The following is a 15,696-nucleotide window of genomic DNA, read 5'->3' as shown; positions in this document are numbered from 1 at the left end:
GGCCGCACCGAGGAGGGCCGCCTGTGACAGCCAATTTCAACTGGAGGAGAAAACATGTCGTTTCAAAAATTCGGGCTGAAGGCCCTGCTTGCTTCCGCAACCATCATCGCCCTGCCCTTCGCCGCCGATGCGCGCGAACTGCGCATGGGCCTCATCACCCCGCCGAGCCATGTCTGGACCAAGGTTGCCGAACGTATGGCCGAAAGGCTGCCCGAGGCCACCGAGGGCGAGCTGACGCTGGCAATCTTTCCCGCCGGCCAGCTGGGCACGGAACAGGAAATGTTCCAGCAGATGTCGGCCGGGCTGCTTGACGCCGGGCTGATGACGGCAGCCATCACGTCGCTGCGCGCGCCTTCGCTCCAGGGCTGGTTCACGCCCTATCTTTTCCCCGACGTCTCCGCCGCGATCGATGCTGCCGATACGCCCGCGGCAGAACAGATGCTCGATGAGCTCAACCGCGCCGGCCTTCACGGCATGGGCTACACCTTTGCCGGCATGCGCCACATCCTGATGCGCGATGAGCCGGCCACGGATGTCGCAGCACTTCAGAACAAGAAGATCCGGATCGTCCCCTTTCCCGCCATGAAGGTCTGGTGGCAGGCCGTGGGCGCCGTTCCCACGCCGGTCAACCTCACCGAGGTCTACCAGGCGCTTCAGACCGGCCTTCTCGATGGCGTCGACATCGATCTCGACGCGCTGGTCGGATTGAAGTTCCAGGAGGTTGCCAACAACCTGACGCTCACCAGCCACATGCCCTTTCCGGCCGTGATGGTGGTCTCGGACATGACCTGGGCCACCCTGACGGACGAGGAGCAGGACGCCTTTCAGGCGGTCGTGGACGAGGCCCTCGCCTGGGGTTCGCAGCAGCAGATCGAAGCTGAGGCCACCAACCTGGCAACGCTGGAAGGTGAGATGGACGTCACAAGGCTGACGAACGGAAAGGAAGCCTTTGCCACCGCCAACGAAGCCGTGGATGCAAGCTTTGCCGCCTATCCGTTGATCGGTGAATTCCAGGCCCAGGTCGCGGAGCAGGCGCAGTGAACCCTTTGGGCAAGATATCTGCCGGGCTGGTCCAGCTTGAACGCTGGGCCAGCAGGTTTCTCGTGGTCGGGTTTGTCGGGCTGATCGTCGCCAATGTCGGCATGCGATACCTTGCCGGCCGGCCGATCATCTTCGCCGAGGAACTGGCAGCCATCATGCTGGTCTGGCTCGCCTTCATCGCGACATCGATTTCCATTCACACCCGCGCCCAGATCGGCGTCACCTTGCTGGTCGATAACTTCTCGGAGCCCTGGCGCAGGATCATCGACCTTCTGGTCTGGCTGCTGATCACGATCATGCTCGCCATCCTGCTGAAGGCCGGCATCGCCTGGGTCCGTTCGCCCGTGGTCGAATTCGAACAGGTGATCACCACCGGATGGGCGAAGGCCCCGTTCTTCACCATCTTCCCGATCTTCTGCGCCTCAGCGCTCGTCCATTCGCTGGCCCATGTGGCGCGCGCCGCGGGCGAAATCAGGGGGAAAAGAGCATGACCGGACTTTCGTTTCTCGTTCTGCTTCTGACCGGAATGCCCGTCGCCTTCGTGCTGATCGGCGCCACCCTCGTCTTCGTGTTCCTGTCGGGTCGCGAACAGCTGATCGCCGCTATTCCGCAGATCTCCTTCGGGTCCGTGGAAAATTTCGACCTACTGGCCATTCCTCTGTTCATCCTGCTGGGCGAGATCATGAATGAAAGCGGCCTGACGCGGCGCATCATCACATCCGTTCGGGTGTGGATAGCGCGCCTGCCGCACAATCTCGTCATCGTCAACCTGATCTCCAACCTGGCGCTTGCCGCGATCATGGGCTCGGCAACCGCCCAGATGGCGGTGATGAGCCGGGTCGTCGTTCCGGAGATGGAGCGCGACGGCTATGATCGCGGCTATGCCGCCAGCCTGACGGCCTCGGCCGGTCTTCTCGGGCCGATCATCCCGCCGTCCATGCTGCTGATCATCTACGGCGTGATCGCCCAGGTTTCGATCGCCGAGATGTTCATGGCCGGCATCGTTCCGGGTATTGCGCTCTTTGTGCTGATTCTGGTGCTGGCCTTCTGGCAGGCCACGTGCAACCACAAGCAGCAGGGCGGCACCGAGCGTCTGAACTTCTCGCAGAAGATCGCCGCAACGATCCCCGGTCTCGCCGCGATGCTGATCCCGCTTGTCATCGTCGGCGGCATTTCCTTCGGCGTTTTCACCCCGACGGAATCGGCAGCCGCCGCGATCGTCATCGCGCTCGCCTTCGCCGTTCTCGAATTCAAGGGCCAGACATTTAGGCGCATTGTCCCGATCATCGACCGGACCGTCGCCAACTCGGCGATCGTGCTGTTCCTGATCATTGCCGCGAAAATCTTCGGCTGGGTACTTACCTTCAATCAGGTGCCACAACATGTCGCCGCCTTCATCGTCTCGCTGACGGACGATCCGACGATCTTCCTCCTGTTGATCGTGGTCTTCCTGTTCATGGTCGGGATGTTCCTCGACGGCATCGCGGCACTGATCATCCTGACGCCGATCCTTCTGCCGGTGGCCATCAGCCAGTACGGCATCGATCCGATCCAGTTCGGGCTGATCCTTGCCATGACGCTGGTCCTCGGCCTTCTGACGCCTCCGGTCGGCACCGGGCTCTATATCGCGGCGGCACTGTCGAAGGTCTCGGTCATGCGACTGTCGAAACTGGTGCTGCCCTATGTGGCGGCGACGCTCGCCGTCATCCTCGCAGTGGTCTTCATACCCTGGATGGTGCACCCGTTCTGACGGACGGGTTCACCGGCGCCCCGATGAGGGCGCGCCGAACGCGTGAAGAACGCCGGTTCGCGGAAACGACCCCGCAAGGGGCGCCGGTGCCGGCAGCCGATAACTGAAACCGAGTTCAATGCCCCAGGTCTGACTTGCGGGCAAACAGAGGAGATTTGTCATGTCAAATGTCGCAAATGAAGCCGGCCCCATCCTGATTGCAGGCGGCGGCATCGGCGGTCTTGCCGCCGCCATCGGTCTGGCCAACAACGGGCTGAAATCGCTGGTGCTGGAGCGCGCGCCGAAGCTCGGAGAGATCGGCGCTGGCATTCAGCTCGGCCCGAACGCGTTTCATGCCTTCGACTATCTGGGCGTCGGAGACGCCGCCCGGGCGATTGCCGTCTATATCGACAATCTGCGCCTGATGGACGCCATTGACGGTGAGGAGATCACCCGCATTCCGCTGGACGATGCCTTCCGCGCCCGCTTCAAGAACCCCTATGCCGTGATCCATCGCGGCGACCTTCACAGCGTGTTCCTGAAGGCCTGCGAGGAGCATCCGCTTGTGAGCCTGCGCACCAATGCCGAAGTGGTCGACTACGATCAGGACGGAAGCGGCGTGACTGCGATCCTGAAGAACGGCGAACGGCTGAAAGGGTCTCTTCTGATCGGCGCAGACGGGCTGTGGTCCAATGTCCGCCAGAAGGTCGTCGGCGACGGCGCGCCGCGCGTTTCCGGCCACACCACCTATCGTTCTGTCATCCCGACGGAAGACATGCCGGAAGACCTGCGCTGGAACGCGGCCACGCTCTGGGCCGGGCCGAAATGTCACATTGTCCATTATCCGCTCAGAGGCTGGAAGCTCTTCAATCTCGTCGTGACCTATCACAATCACGCGCCTTCGCCGGAAGCCGGCGTGCCGGTTTCCCATGAAGAGGTCCGCAAGGGCTTCGAACATGTGGCGCCGGTCGCCCGCCAGATCATCGAACGCGGTCAGGACTGGAAGCGCTGGGTGCTGTGCGACCGCGACCCGGTGGAGAACTGGATCGATGGCCGCGTCGTCCTGCTGGGCGATGCAGCCCATCCGATGATGCAATATTTTGCCCAGGGCGCGTGCATGGCCATGGAAGATGCCGTGGCGATTTCCCATGTGCTCGGCGAGGAAGAGGGTCCGCTTGATGCGGCCCTGGCCCGCTACCAGGAACTGCGCGCTTTGCGCACCGCCCGCGTTCAGTTGCAGTCGCGCGAAATCGGCCAGCACGTCTATCACCCCGGCGGCGCGCATGCGGCACTCCGCAACGCGGTCATGCGCTCCAAGTCGCCGGATGACTGGTATGATATCGTTTCCTGGCTCTACGGCTCCACCGGTCTCGAAGGCGCGGTTTCCGCCTGAGAGTACGCCGGAGCCGGTCTTGACAGCCGGCTCCGGCGCGCATGTGACAGAACAGAAGCAACGGGATGCAAAACTTGCGTTCTTCGTGTAGATGACGCTTTCTGCCGTCACCTGCAACAGCCGAAGGGCCGGAACCATGAAAACCCGCAGCTTCGCCGTCATCGGTCTTGGAACATTTGGCAGCACGGTTGCCAGCGAACTCGCCCGGTTCGGCAATCCGGTGCTCGGCATCGATATCGACGGGCAATATGTCTCGCGACTGGCCGAAACACTGACCGAAGTAGTCATTGCAGACGGAAAGGACGAGGTCGCGCTCAAGGAAGCAGGCGTCGGCGGCTATGACGTCGCCGTTGTCGCGATCGGGGAAGATCTGGAGGCGAATGTGCTGTGCACCATGAACGTCAAGATGCTCGGCGTCGAGACGATCTGGGTCAAGGCCCTCAACCGGACGCACCACCGCATCCTGACCAAGCTCGGCGCCGATCGCGTGATCCTGCCCGAGCAGGAAATCGGACAGCACATCGCCCAGATGCTGCACAATCCGCTGGTGCGCGACTATGTCAGCCTCGGCAACGGCTATCATGTGGTCGATTTCAAGGTTCCCGCCGAGCTCGATGGCAAGATGGTCGGAAAGGCCGCCATCTTCGAAAAGTACAATGTCAGGGCCCTGGGCGCGATGCGGGACAATCACTATCTGTCCTGCGATGACGGCGACCTCAGGCTCAGGGAGGACGACAAGCTGCTGCTCCTCGGCAAGCGCGCGGACCTGCGCCACTTCGGAGACGATCTGCGTGACGGGAACTGACGCATGGCTCGCATCTACGCGAAACGCCAAAAGCCACATCTGGCTCCGCCGCTCCTCCTGATCCTCATCTATGCCGGCTTCATCGTTTTCGGCACGTTCGCGCTGAAGCTTCCGCTTGCGACGGCCAGCCCGATCACCTGGTGGGATGCCGCCTTCACGGCAACATCGGCGGTGACGGTGACGGGGCTCGTCGTCGTCGACACGGGCAGCCAATACACACTTTTTGGCCAGGCGGTGGTCATGCTGCTGATCCAGATCGGCGGGCTTGGCCTGATGACCTTCGCTGTCCTGATCCTGTCGATGCTCGGCCTGCCGGTCGGCTTTACCCATCGTCTTTACCTCAGGGAGGACCTCAACCAGACCTCCGCGACCGATCTTCTGGCGCTGACGCGCATCATCCTCAAGGTCGTCCTCTTGTGCGAACTGATCGGCGCAGGACTTCTGGCCACGGTGTTCGTGCCGGAGGCGGGCTGGCGCGAGGGCCTCTGGCAAGCCGTCTTTCACGCGGTTTCAGCCTTCAACAATGCCGGCTTTGCCCTGTTCCCCGACAGCCTGAGCCGCTGGGTCGGAAACCCTGTCATCAACCTGACGATCCCTGCCCTTTTCATCATGGGCGGGCTCGGCTTCACGGTCGCTTCCGACATCTGGCGCACGCGCAACTGGCGTCGCTTCTCGCTGCACACCAAGCTGATGCTGGCCGGCACGGCGGCGCTGCTCGTGTGGTCGACGGTCTCATTCGCGACGATGGAGTGGACCAACCCGGGGACGCTTGGAGCGCTTCCCTTGTCCGATCGCCTGTGGGCCAGTTGGTTTCAGGCCGCCACGACGCGCACGGCCGGGTTCAACACCGTCGAGATCGGCAATCTTTCCGACGGCACCGCGCTCATGTTCATGACCCTGATGTTCGTCGGTGCGGGCAGCACATCGACCGGCGGCGGCATCAAGGTCACAACCTTCATCGTCCTGTTGCTGGCCACAGTCGCGTTCTTCCGGAGCCGGGCCAATATCCATGTCTTCAACCGCGAACTCGGGCTGGAACAGGTGATGAAGGTCCTCGCCCTGACGACGATCAGCGTCCTGCTCATCCTTTGCGCGACCTTCGTGCTGCTTCTGTTTCACGAAGGCGACTTTCTCGCCATAGCCTTCGAAACGGTTTCGGCATTCGGCACGGTCGGCATGTCGCGCGGCATCACCGGCGATTTCGACACTGCCGGAAGGGCAGTCATCATGGCGGTCATGTTCATCGGTCGCGTCGGCCCCATGACACTGGGCTTCCTGCTCGCCACCCGCAAGCCAAGCCGGATCGGCTACCCGGCGGGCACGGTCTATCTCGGCTAGAGCGCCGTGCGTCCATTCGGACGCACAAAGGACGCTCTAACCTATTGAATCTACGCATCGTGCAAAAAGACGATGGCGACGCCGCGGAAAACGGCGCCGCCGCCGGTTTGGATACGAATGCAGGACCTGCAATGCCTGCCGGGTGCGAGCCTTAAGCCTTGACTCCCTGTCCGGCTCAGGCCGAACGGGCCTGGCGCGCAACCCGCGCCCATTCCGGGATCCAGTCATGATGGGCAATCAGCAGGTCGTCGACCAGCGACCAGATCTGGTCGAGGTCGAGTTCGGCGGCCGTATGCGGGTCCATCATCGCGGCGTGATAGAGATGTTCGCGGTTTTCGTTGACCAGCGCTGCCACCGTCAGTTCCTGCACGTTGATATTGGTGCGGATCAGCGCCGTCAGCTGCGGCGGCAGGTCGCCGATATAGGTCGGCTGAATGCCGGAGGCATCGACGAGGCACGGCACTTCCGCCGCGCAGTTTTCCGGCAGCGAGGTGATGCAGCCATTGTTGCGGACATTGCCGTAGATGACGGAAGGCTCGCCAGTCCAGACCGAATTCATGATCGAGGAGGCATATTCCTTGCTCTGCTCGACCTTGATTTCATCGGCCTTTCTGTATTCCTCCGCCTGATCCTTCCACCTTGCGATCTGTTCGACGCAGCGGACGGGGTATTCGTCCAGCGGAATGCCGAATTTCTCGATCAGGTCCTCGCGGCCTTCCTTGATGAAATAGGGCGTGTATTCGGCAAAATGTTCCGAGCTTTCGGTGACGAAATAGCCGAGCCGCGTCAGCATTTCATAGCGCACCTTGTTGGGGCAGCGCGGGTTCCAGCTTGACGGTTTCGGGAACCGGCCCTCACGGTAACCGCGCACCAGATCGGGGTAGAGGTCGCGGTAGCTGCCGTCTTTCTGGCGATGTTCGAATTTCAGGAAGAAGGCCATATGGTTGATGCCGGCCGAGCGATAGCGGATTTCCTCGTAAGGGATATCGAGGTCGCGCGCGAGTTCGCCGGCGGTGCCCTGCACCGAATGGCAGAGGCCGACCTGTCTGATCTTCGGATATTTTTCCGCAATCGCCCAGGTGTTGATCGCCATCGGGTTCACATATTGCAGCAGAATGGCCTCCGGGCAGACCTGCATCATGTCCTCGCAGATCGACCAGAGATGCGGCACGGTGCGCAAACCCCGCATGATGCCGCCGACGCCGAGCGTATCGGCGATCGTCTGGCGCAGTCCGTATTTTTTTGGCACCTCGAAATCGGTGACGGTGGCCGGCTCATAACCGCCGATCTGGAAGGCGACGACGACGAAATCGGCACCCTCCAACGCCGCGCGCTGGTTGGTATGCGTGGTAATCTCGGATTTCGAGCCAAGCGTGCGGGCGAGCTTGCCGGCAACGATCTCGCTTTCCGCCAGTCGCTCCGGATTGATGTCCATCAGGGCGATGGAGGCATCTTTCAATGCGGGACGCTGCAACGCGTCGCCGATGATGTTTTTCATGAAAACCGTGGAGCCGGCGCCGATGAAGGTGATCTTGGGTTGTCTTGCCATGTTAAAATTCCTCAAATTCAGGCGGCAACTTCGAAGGCGGCCTTGACCAGCCGCTTCGTGTAGTCTGTCTGCGGGTTTTCCAGCACATCGCGCACCGGCCCCTGTTCAACGATTTTGCCGTGCTGCATGACGCAGACACGGTGGCAGAGCGCCCGCACGACCTTCAGGTCATGCGAGATGAAGAGGTAGCTGAGCCCACGCTCGCTCTGCAGCTTGCGCAGGAGTTCGATGATCTGCGCCTGCACGGAGAGATCGAGCGCCGAGGTCGGCTCATCGAGCAGAATGAACTCCGGCTCCAGCGCTACGGCGCGGGCAATGGCAATGCGCTGGCGCTGCCCGCCGGAAAACTCGTGCGGGAACCGGTGGGTGATCGAGCCTGGCAGGCCGGCATCGACGAGGGCATCGCGCACCCGCTCGTTGCGGTCCTTGCCGGAGGAGCCGATATTGTTGACGATCAGCCCTTCCTCGATGATCTGGCCAATCGTCATGCGCGGATTGAGCGAGGAAAACGGGTCCTGGAACACGACCTGCATGCGCGAGCGCAGCGGCCTGAGCTGTTCGCGGGAAAGTCCTTCGATGTGTTTATCGTCGAAGAGCACCGTGCCGCCGTCGGAATGGATCAGACGCAGCAAGGCCTGGCCGAAGGTGGTTTTTCCCGATCCGCTTTCGCCCACCAGCCCCAGCGTTTCGTGCTTCTTGAGCGTGATCGAAAGATCGTTGACCGCCACGAGCTGGCTGTAGCTGGACTTGAAGAAGGTGCCGGTCTTCAGCGTGAAGGCGACCCGCACATCCCGGCCCTCCAGGATGGTCTGCGAGCCTTCCGGCAGCGGATTGGCCTCGCCCGAGGGCTCCGAGCCGAGAAGCTTCTTGGTATAGGGGTGCTGCGGGTCGGCGAAAAGCGCCCTGGTCGTGTTGTGCTCGCGTACAACACCCTCGCTCATGACATAAACATAGTCGGAGAAATGCTGAACCACGGTCAGGTCATGGGTGATCAGGATCACGGCCATGCCGAGTTCCAGCTGCAATTCCCTGATCAGGCCGAGGATCTGCGCCTGCACCGTCACGTCGAGTGCCGTGGTCGGCTCGTCGGCAATCAGCACGTCCGGCTTGTTGGCAAGCGCCATGGCGATCATCACGCGCTGGCGCTGGCCACCGGAAAGCTGGTGCGGATACTGCTTGAGCCGGGCCTCCGGTTCCAGGATTTGCACCTGCCGCAGAAGTTCGATGGTTTCCTCTTCCGCCTTCTTCTTGCTCACGCGGCGATGGGTCTGGATGGCTTCGACGATCTGCGAGCCGATCGTGTAGATCGGGTTCAGCGAACTCATCGGCTCCTGAAAGATCATCGAAATCCGCGCGCCGCGCATCTGCCGGCGCTTCTTGTCGGAAAACTTCAGAACATCCGCGCCGTCATAGGTGATTGTCGCGCTCTTGCCGACGCTCGCGCGCTTTGGAAGCAGCCCCATGACGGTGCGCGCCGTGACGGATTTCCCGGAGCCGCTCTCGCCGACGATGGCGATCGTCTCGCCGCGATAGAGCTGGAACGAGACATCGCGCACGGCATTGACCGTGCCGTCCTCGGCTTCGATATCAACGGCGACATTGCGGGCGTCGATGATCGGCTCGCCCTGCTGTTCGCCTTGGTCGCGACGCGTGGAAGGCGCCGTGTCATGTCTGAGGTCGTCAGTCATTGAAAGCGTCTCCTTCTCAATAGGGGTCGATGGCGTCGCGCAACCCGTCGCCGAACGCGTTGAAGGCGAAGACGGTCAGAAGCACGAAGGCAACGGGCGACAAAAGCCAGGGATAGGCGCCGATCACCGCATAATTGGAGGTGTCGCGCAGCATCAGCCCCCAGGAAATCATCGGCGGTTTGACCGCAAAGCCGAGAAAGCCAAGGAAAGCCTCGAGCAGCACGACCGTGGGGATGGCAAGCGTGACCGCGACGATCACATGGCTCATCACGTTGGGCAGGATGTGGCGGAAGATGATGCGTTTGTCGGTGGCGCCGACGGCGATGGCCGCGCGCACATAATCCATGCGCACCAGTCCCATCGTCTTGCCGCGCACCTCGCGCGACATCTGCGCCCAGCCAAGCGCCGACATCACCGCGATGACGAAGCCGAGAAACACCTTGGTCGGGGCGGTGACGGGAATGAGCGAGGCCAGCGCCAGATAGAAGGGCAGTTGCGGAAAGGCGAGCACCAGCTCGACGAAGCGCTGAATCCACGAATCCACCGGCCCGCCGAAATAACCGGACGTCATGCCGACGGATGTTCCGACAATGGTGACGACGGTGACCACGGTGAGCGCGATCAGAAGCGAAATCCGCGAGCCGTAGAGAATACGCGACAGCACGTCGCGACCCAGCTTGTCGGTGCCGAGAAAATGGATCACCGAGCCATCGGTCGCGCCGATGAAATGGCGGTTGGCCGGAATAAAGCCGAACAGCTTGTAGGGCGCGCCCTTCACGAACAGACCGATGATCTGCGGGTTGTCGTAATCCTTGCCGACAAGCGGCTGGAACGTGATCGGGTCCAGTTCGCCGGTATCACCGAGCGGGTAGACGCGCGGCGGAAACACGAATTCGCCGTCCTTGCCAAAAACAGTGACCATCTGCGGCGGCTGATAGGAATCGCCGGTAACGCGCGGATCGGCGGGCGACAGGAAATCGGCGAACACGGCGACGAACAGCAGGAAGACCACCAGGATCAGGCCCATCATGCCGGAAAACGAGCGCTTCAGCCTGCGCCACACCAGTGCCAGATAGGTTTCGTTCTTGTTGGCTTCCGGTTCTTTGACAGTGTCGATGGTTTGCAGGATGTTGTCGGTCATGCTGCGGCCCTCCCGGTCTGTCTGACGCGCGGATCGAGGGCCACGAGCAGAAGGTCGGCGATGATGTTGCCGATCAGCAGCATGGCCGAAAGCAACAGCATGAAGGTCGCTGTGACATAAACGTCGCCCACCTGCATGGAGCCGACGATGGCCGGGCCGACGGTCGGCAGCGCGAAGATGATGGCGACCTCGATCTCGCCGGTCAGCATGTAGGGCAGGACAACGCCCTGATACATGACGAGGGGATGCAGCGCGTTGGGCACGGCATGGCGCATAATCACCTTGCGTTCCGAAAGCCCCTTAGCGCGCGCGGTCTCGACATATTGCATGTTGAGCGTATCAAGCAGATTGCCGCGCATCACCCGCATATTGTAGGCGAGCCCGCCAAAAGTGGCTATCGCGACGACCGGCCAGATATGCTGCACGAGATTGACGAACTTGCCCCAGGACCAGGGCGCGCCGCCATATTGCGGCGAGAAGAAACTGCCCACTTCGTTGACGTCGAAATGGAAGACGAGGACGTAGACGATGATCAGCGCCATCAAAAAACGCGGCACCGTCATGCCGAGAAAGGCGACGCCCGAGAGCGCCGTATCGATCCAGCTATATTGGCGTGTCGCCGCAACAATGCCGAAGCCGATGCCGAGAATGGAAGCCAGGATATGGCAGGTCAGCGCCAGCGCCAGCGTGCGCGGCAGCCGCTGGGCGACGACGTCGGACACCGGCTTGTTGTAATAGAGGCTCTGGCCGAAATCGCCATGGAAGACGATGCCCTTCACCCAGTTGAGATACTGCACGGGAAGTGGATCGTTCAGGCCGTGGGTCTCGCGATAGGCCTCGGCCTGCCGGTCGGCCTGCTCGAAGGTCGCGCCGCCCTGATTGATCGCCTGCGAGCGGATGTAATCGCTGTAGTCGCCCGGCGGGGCCTGGATGATGACGAAGGTCACGATGCTGAGCACGAACAGCAGCATCAGCCCCGACATGATCCGGTTGAAGAGAAATCGCGCCATATTATCCTTGCGTCCCTTGTCTGTGCGGACCGGCAACTGGAGGAGAACAGGGTTGCCAGTCCGCGAGGTTGGCGGCGGCACTCTTGCAAGAGCCGCCGCGACGCTTTCGGGTGTCAGCCGCTGACCGGGCCGTCGCCGCCCAGCTTGCCGGGAAGCGTGTCCGGAAACAGCTGATAGTCCTGCTGCTCATCTGTCGGAACGAACATGCGCTCGCGGATAATGGCGTCTTCCGCCCAGTTGAACATGAAGATCGGCGCACCGGCGGCGACATTGTCGAACCGTTTGTTGACGATCAGCGCACCTGGATATTCCGTCAGCCCGACCATATCGACATTCTGCGTCACCACGGTCTGATACTGTTTCATCAGTTCGGCCCGCTCGGCATTGTCGTCGGTGGCGATGAACTGGTCGATGATGTCGACCATCTGTTCTTCATAGGGCATCAGGTCGACCGAGCCGTCCGGCCCGGCGCGGTGATGTTCGCTGGTGCGCGGCCCCACAGGCGCAAGGCCGGTGGTGCCCTGCACCACGGATGCCAGAGCCGGCGGATTGCGCAGGATCATCCAGTCGAACTTGCCTGCCCGCCGCTGGTTGTCGAACTGGTTGTTCTCGATGGCGTTCTGTACCACCCTGAGGCCCACCTGCTGCAACTGGCCGATCAAGCCCTCGGCGAGGCTGAGGTCGGTCGTGTAGTTGGAACTCAGCGAGACCACGATATCGACATCCTGCCCGTCCAGCGTGCCTTCCGGCCAGTTGACGAAGCCGTTGCCATCCGTGTCCTCAAGGCCGATCGATGCCAGCAGTTCTTTCGCTCCTTCCGGGTCATAGGGATAGTAATAGGTCGATTCCCGGTCATAAAAGCTGGTGCCGGAGTTCAGGCCGCCGGGATAGATCGCGGTGAAGGGGCCGCGGACCAGCGAATCGCCAAGCGCCTGGCGGTCGATCGCCATCGTTACGGCCTTGCGGAAGTCCGGGTTGCGGTTGAGCTCGCGTACGGCCTCTTCGCGTGCGTCCGGCTCGCCCCAGCCATTGCCGGAAAGGTTCATGCGCATATTGTAACCGATAAGGCGCGGGCCGAAGGCCAGCCTTGCCGGTGCATCCTCCTCGGCGGCGCGGCGCAGTGCCACGACGAAGTTTTCCGGCTGTTCGAGGTTGGAAAGATCGGCAGAACCCGCAATCGTCTGGATGTCGCGGTCGGCCCATGTCGAAAGCTTGTACTGCAGCTCATCAATGTAGGGCAGCTGATGGCCGTCCTCGTCGACTTTCCAATAATAGGGGTTGCGGCGCAGGACGATGATATCGTCGGGCCGGTATTCGACCGGCGCCCAGGCGCCCATGACCGGCCAGTTCATCATTTCCGGCGGAAAGCCGTTGCGATACTCGTCATAGGTCGTATCGGCATATTTCGGGTGCTTGGTCTTCAGGATATGCGCCGGGCCGGGGCAGAAATCGCCATAGGCCATGTTGAACAGATACTGGCGCGGGAAGGCTTCCGCAAAGGTCCATTCGACCGTGTAGTCGTCGAGTGCCTTCAGTGTCGTGTCGGAGCCGAAGGTTTCGCGCGTTGCGCCATTGAGCGGCGACACATTCGGGTCGACGATATTGTCTTCCCACATGAACATCACGTCTTCGGAGGTAAAGGGCTCGCCATCCGACCATTTCGCGCCCTCGATCAGGTGCATGGTCAGCGTGTGCCCGTCCTCCGACCACTCCCAGCTCTTCGCAAGGTTGGGCAAGGGCTCCATGTCGCTCGCCTCGACCTGATAGAGCGGCGCGGTGCGGGTGAGGCATTCATACATGCCAATATCGATGCCGCCCCATCCCTGCGCCTGGCCGGCCTGATAGTTCCAGCCTTCCGGCCGACCGCCGATCACATGGCGCAACGTGCCGCCGTAGACGCCCATGCCATCCGGCATGTTGCCGGTCTTGAAGACCAGCGGTTCTTTCGGCAGACGTTCCTCGACGGGCGGCAGCGCGCCGGTGTCGACAAATTGCTTCGTGACCCATTCCGGCTCGGAATAGGACGGCAGCGATCTGAATTCCTCGATCGCGTTGCGCGGTACATAGGTGATCTTGGCCTGGGCCGGGAAATCCGGCTGCGGCGGCACGACCGTCATTTCCGAAGCGAGCGCTCCGGAAACAAGGGCGAGGCTTGAAATCCCGGCGGCCAGGACACTGGCCAGATGTCGGGCAGAAAGGTGCGGTGTCATCGTGTCGTCCTCCCGTTTTGACACTGAATGCGAAGGCGCATGGCCATTCGCCGGTTGTTCCGCCGGCAAGGCTCCTACCCACAAGGCCGCCGGAACAGGAATGGCCGGCCCGGCATGAGGCCGGACCGGTCGAGATTAAAACGTCAGGCGTTGGCCGCCGCGCGCTCGGCTTCCTTTTCCGCGCGCATTTCATCCACCGAGCGGATATGGCGGCGGGCCGCCCCATCCCATTCGCGGGTTTTGACCGTGGCCCTGGAAAGCCGCTCTTTCGCGCCGTCGATGGCATGCGCATATTGCGGCAGCCATGCGGCCTGGGCGACAACCATCTCGTCCACCATCTGCCAGACCTCCTCCGGCGTGCAGACGGCGCCGACAAGGGGATCGTGCAGGACGGCCAGTTTCAAAAGATCGAGGTCGCCGGTCACGGCTGCATGAACCGACATGCGCTGCACGTTGATCGAGGCCATGCAGGTTGCAGCACAGGCTTCCGGCAGCGCGATGCCCGCCACCATGTTAAGGCCGAAACGGTCGACGAAGCCGGGCGATTCAATGATGCAGTCATCCGGCAGGTTGGTGATCACGCCGTTGTTCTTGCGGTTGAAATGGCCGCGATAGACCCGACCGGTCTCCAGCCCTTCGAGGATGTAGCTGGCATGTTCGCTCGAGCGCTTCTTCGGGTTGATCGGTTTTGCCGCATCTTCAAGGAATCCATCAAATTCGGTCTCGAACCAGTTGCGGTTTTCCGCCGTGTAGCGCAGATAACCGCCGGTTTCGCCATGGATCCAGTCGGACATGTCGATCCAGCGGGTAATTTCCTCCGGGCGCTTGCGATACCAGGGCAGGTATTCGGACAGGTGACCATTGCTCTCGGTCGAATAGACACCGAAACGCTTCAGCACGTCGATACGGACCTTTTCCTGCTTCGAGATCACCGGATGCGCCTCGAAGGCGGCGATCAGCTCGTCTTTACCGATTTTGCGGCCGTTGACGCGCAGATCGGTGAACCAGGTCTGATGGTTGATGCCGGAGCAGATATAGTCGAGTTCGTTCTGTTTTACGCCGAGCACTTCCGCAATCTGTTCCGCGCCGTGCTGGACGCCGTGGCAAAGTCCTATCGTATCGACCTTGCCGTATTCATTGGCGGCCCAGGTGTTCATGGCCATCGGGTTGGCATAGTTGAGGAAGCGGGCGCCGGGCTCGGCCACTTCGCGGATATCCTTGCAGAAATCCAGAATGACCGGAATGTTGCGCTGGCCGTAAAGAATGCCGCCGGCGCAGATCGTATCGCCGACACACTGGTCGACGCCGTATTTCAGCGGAATGCGGATATCGTCGGCGTAAGCCTCAAGCCCGCCGACGCGCACGCAGGAAATTACATAGCGCGCGCCCTCGATCGCCTTGCGGCGATCGGTTGTCGCGGTGATGGTGGTCGGCAGGCCGTTGGCCTCAACGATCTTCTCGAGGATGGTTTTGACCATCGTCAGGTTTTTTTCGCTGATATCGGTCAGCGCCACTTCGATATCCGCGAATTCCGGAACGCACAGGATATCCTTGAACAACGTCTTGGTGAAACCGACGCTGCCGGCGCCGATAATGGCTATTTTGAAAGCGCTCATAGCCGCCTCCCTGAATCAAGAACCAACAAACAGGGTAAAATCAAATGCAACAGACAACATCGACCTTGCCGGCAAGGTGTCACGAAAGACGTCACCCCGACAGTTGCGTTATGCCTGTATCATTTGTGTTTCAAACTCCCGGTCCGCATTATGCAGCAGTCGGGACGACATCACAG

The 15,696-nt window shown here is 61.5% G+C and carries 12 protein-coding genes; 6 read left to right on the top strand and 6 right to left on the bottom strand.

The features are described 5' to 3' along the window. Positions 1-54: 54 nt before the first annotated feature. The 6 genes from JET14_RS03610 to JET14_RS03585 all read left to right on the top strand — a co-directional run bounded on the left by JET14_RS03610 (position 55) and on the right by JET14_RS03585 (position 6,306). A complete protein-coding gene (locus JET14_RS03610; RefSeq protein ID WP_200336839.1) occupies positions 55-1,041 on the top strand; it encodes a TRAP transporter substrate-binding protein in 987 nt (328 codons plus the stop codon). After that, complete coding sequence (locus JET14_RS03605) at positions 1,038-1,532, top strand: TRAP transporter small permease (RefSeq protein WP_200336838.1); 495 nt, start codon at positions 1,038-1,040, stop codon at positions 1,530-1,532. The genes JET14_RS03610 and JET14_RS03605 overlap by 4 nt, the downstream gene beginning before the upstream one ends. After that, positions 1,529-2,791 (top strand): TRAP transporter large permease, encoded by a 1,263-nt coding sequence (locus JET14_RS03600; RefSeq protein WP_200336837.1) that lies wholly within the window; start codon positions 1,529-1,531, stop codon positions 2,789-2,791. Before JET14_RS03605 ends, JET14_RS03600 begins: the two co-directional genes overlap by 4 nt. Positions 2,792-2,951: 160 nt before the next feature. Then, the gene (locus JET14_RS03595) at positions 2,952-4,163 is read left to right on the top strand and encodes a 3-hydroxybenzoate 6-monooxygenase (RefSeq protein WP_200336836.1); all 1,212 of its coding nucleotides are present in this window, start codon (positions 2,952-2,954) and stop codon (positions 4,161-4,163) included. Positions 4,164-4,299: 136 nt separating this feature from the next. After that, positions 4,300-4,968: a potassium channel family protein gene (locus JET14_RS03590; RefSeq protein ID WP_200336835.1), complete on the top strand. Its 669-nt coding sequence runs from the start codon at positions 4,300-4,302 to the stop codon at positions 4,966-4,968. Between the two features lie 3 nt (positions 4,969-4,971). Then, positions 4,972-6,306 (top strand): TrkH family potassium uptake protein, encoded by a 1,335-nt coding sequence (locus tag JET14_RS03585; RefSeq protein WP_200336834.1) that lies wholly within the window; start codon positions 4,972-4,974, stop codon positions 6,304-6,306. A 175-nt stretch (positions 6,307-6,481) separates the two neighbouring features. On the opposite strand, the gene JET14_RS03580 is transcribed toward JET14_RS03585, so the two are convergent. The 6 genes from JET14_RS03580 to JET14_RS03555 all read right to left on the bottom strand — a co-directional run bounded on the left by JET14_RS03580 (position 6,482) and on the right by JET14_RS03555 (position 15,520). Continuing rightward, entirely contained in the window at positions 6,482-7,855 is a 1,374-nt protein-coding gene (locus JET14_RS03580; protein WP_200336833.1) for an alpha-glucosidase/alpha-galactosidase, read from the bottom strand. 17 nt (positions 7,856-7,872) lie between these two features. Then, a complete protein-coding gene (locus JET14_RS03575) occupies positions 7,873-9,543 on the bottom strand; it encodes an ABC transporter ATP-binding protein (protein WP_200336832.1) in 1,671 nt (556 codons plus the stop codon). A 16-nt stretch (positions 9,544-9,559) separates the two neighbouring features. Then, positions 9,560-10,684, bottom strand: a complete 1,125-nt coding sequence (locus JET14_RS03570; protein ID WP_200336831.1) for an ABC transporter permease — start codon at positions 10,682-10,684, stop codon at positions 9,560-9,562. After that, positions 10,681-11,694 carry an ABC transporter permease gene (locus JET14_RS03565; protein ID WP_024706063.1) on the bottom strand — a complete coding sequence of 338 codons (1,014 nt, stop codon included), beginning with the start codon at positions 11,692-11,694 and terminating at the stop codon, positions 10,681-10,683. Before JET14_RS03565 ends, JET14_RS03570 begins: the two co-directional genes overlap by 4 nt. A 113-nt stretch (positions 11,695-11,807) precedes the next feature. Then, entirely contained in the window at positions 11,808-13,904 is a 2,097-nt protein-coding gene (locus tag JET14_RS03560; protein WP_200336830.1) for an ABC transporter substrate-binding protein, read from the bottom strand. Positions 13,905-14,047: 143 nt separating this feature from the next. Continuing rightward, the gene (locus tag JET14_RS03555; protein WP_200336829.1) at positions 14,048-15,520 is read right to left on the bottom strand and encodes an alpha-glucosidase/alpha-galactosidase; all 1,473 of its coding nucleotides are present in this window, start codon (positions 15,518-15,520) and stop codon (positions 14,048-14,050) included. Positions 15,521-15,696 lie beyond the last annotated feature (176 nt).

The sequence above is a fragment of the Martelella lutilitoris genome, from assembly GCF_016598595.1.
Lineage (GTDB): Bacteria > Pseudomonadota > Alphaproteobacteria > Rhizobiales > Rhizobiaceae > Martelella > Martelella lutilitoris_A.
This window is presented reverse-complemented; position numbering and strand designations above follow the sequence as displayed.

Coding starts and splice junctions, on each gene's coding strand:
- JET14_RS03610 (WP_200336839.1), top strand. CDS start 55: ATGTCGTTTCAAAAATTCGGGCTGAAGGCCCTGCTTGCTTCCGCAACC.
- JET14_RS03595 (WP_200336836.1), top strand. CDS start 2,952: ATGTCAAATGTCGCAAATGAAGCCGGCCCCATCCTGATTGCAGGCGGC.
- JET14_RS03570 (WP_200336831.1), bottom strand. CDS start 10,684: ATGACCGACAACATCCTGCAAACCATCGACACTGTCAAAGAACCGGAA.
- JET14_RS03580 (WP_200336833.1), bottom strand. CDS start 7,855: ATGGCAAGACAACCCAAGATCACCTTCATCGGCGCCGGCTCCACGGTT.
- JET14_RS03560 (WP_200336830.1), bottom strand. CDS start 13,904: ATGACACCGCACCTTTCTGCCCGACATCTGGCCAGTGTCCTGGCCGCC.
- JET14_RS03600 (WP_200336837.1), top strand. CDS start 1,529: ATGACCGGACTTTCGTTTCTCGTTCTGCTTCTGACCGGAATGCCCGTC.
- JET14_RS03590 (WP_200336835.1), top strand. CDS start 4,300: ATGAAAACCCGCAGCTTCGCCGTCATCGGTCTTGGAACATTTGGCAGC.
- JET14_RS03575 (WP_200336832.1), bottom strand. CDS start 9,543: ATGACTGACGACCTCAGACATGACACGGCGCCTTCCACGCGTCGCGAC.
- JET14_RS03565 (WP_024706063.1), bottom strand. CDS start 11,694: ATGGCGCGATTTCTCTTCAACCGGATCATGTCGGGGCTGATGCTGCTG.
- JET14_RS03585 (WP_200336834.1), top strand. CDS start 4,972: ATGGCTCGCATCTACGCGAAACGCCAAAAGCCACATCTGGCTCCGCCG.
- JET14_RS03555 (WP_200336829.1), bottom strand. CDS start 15,520: ATGAGCGCTTTCAAAATAGCCATTATCGGCGCCGGCAGCGTCGGTTTC.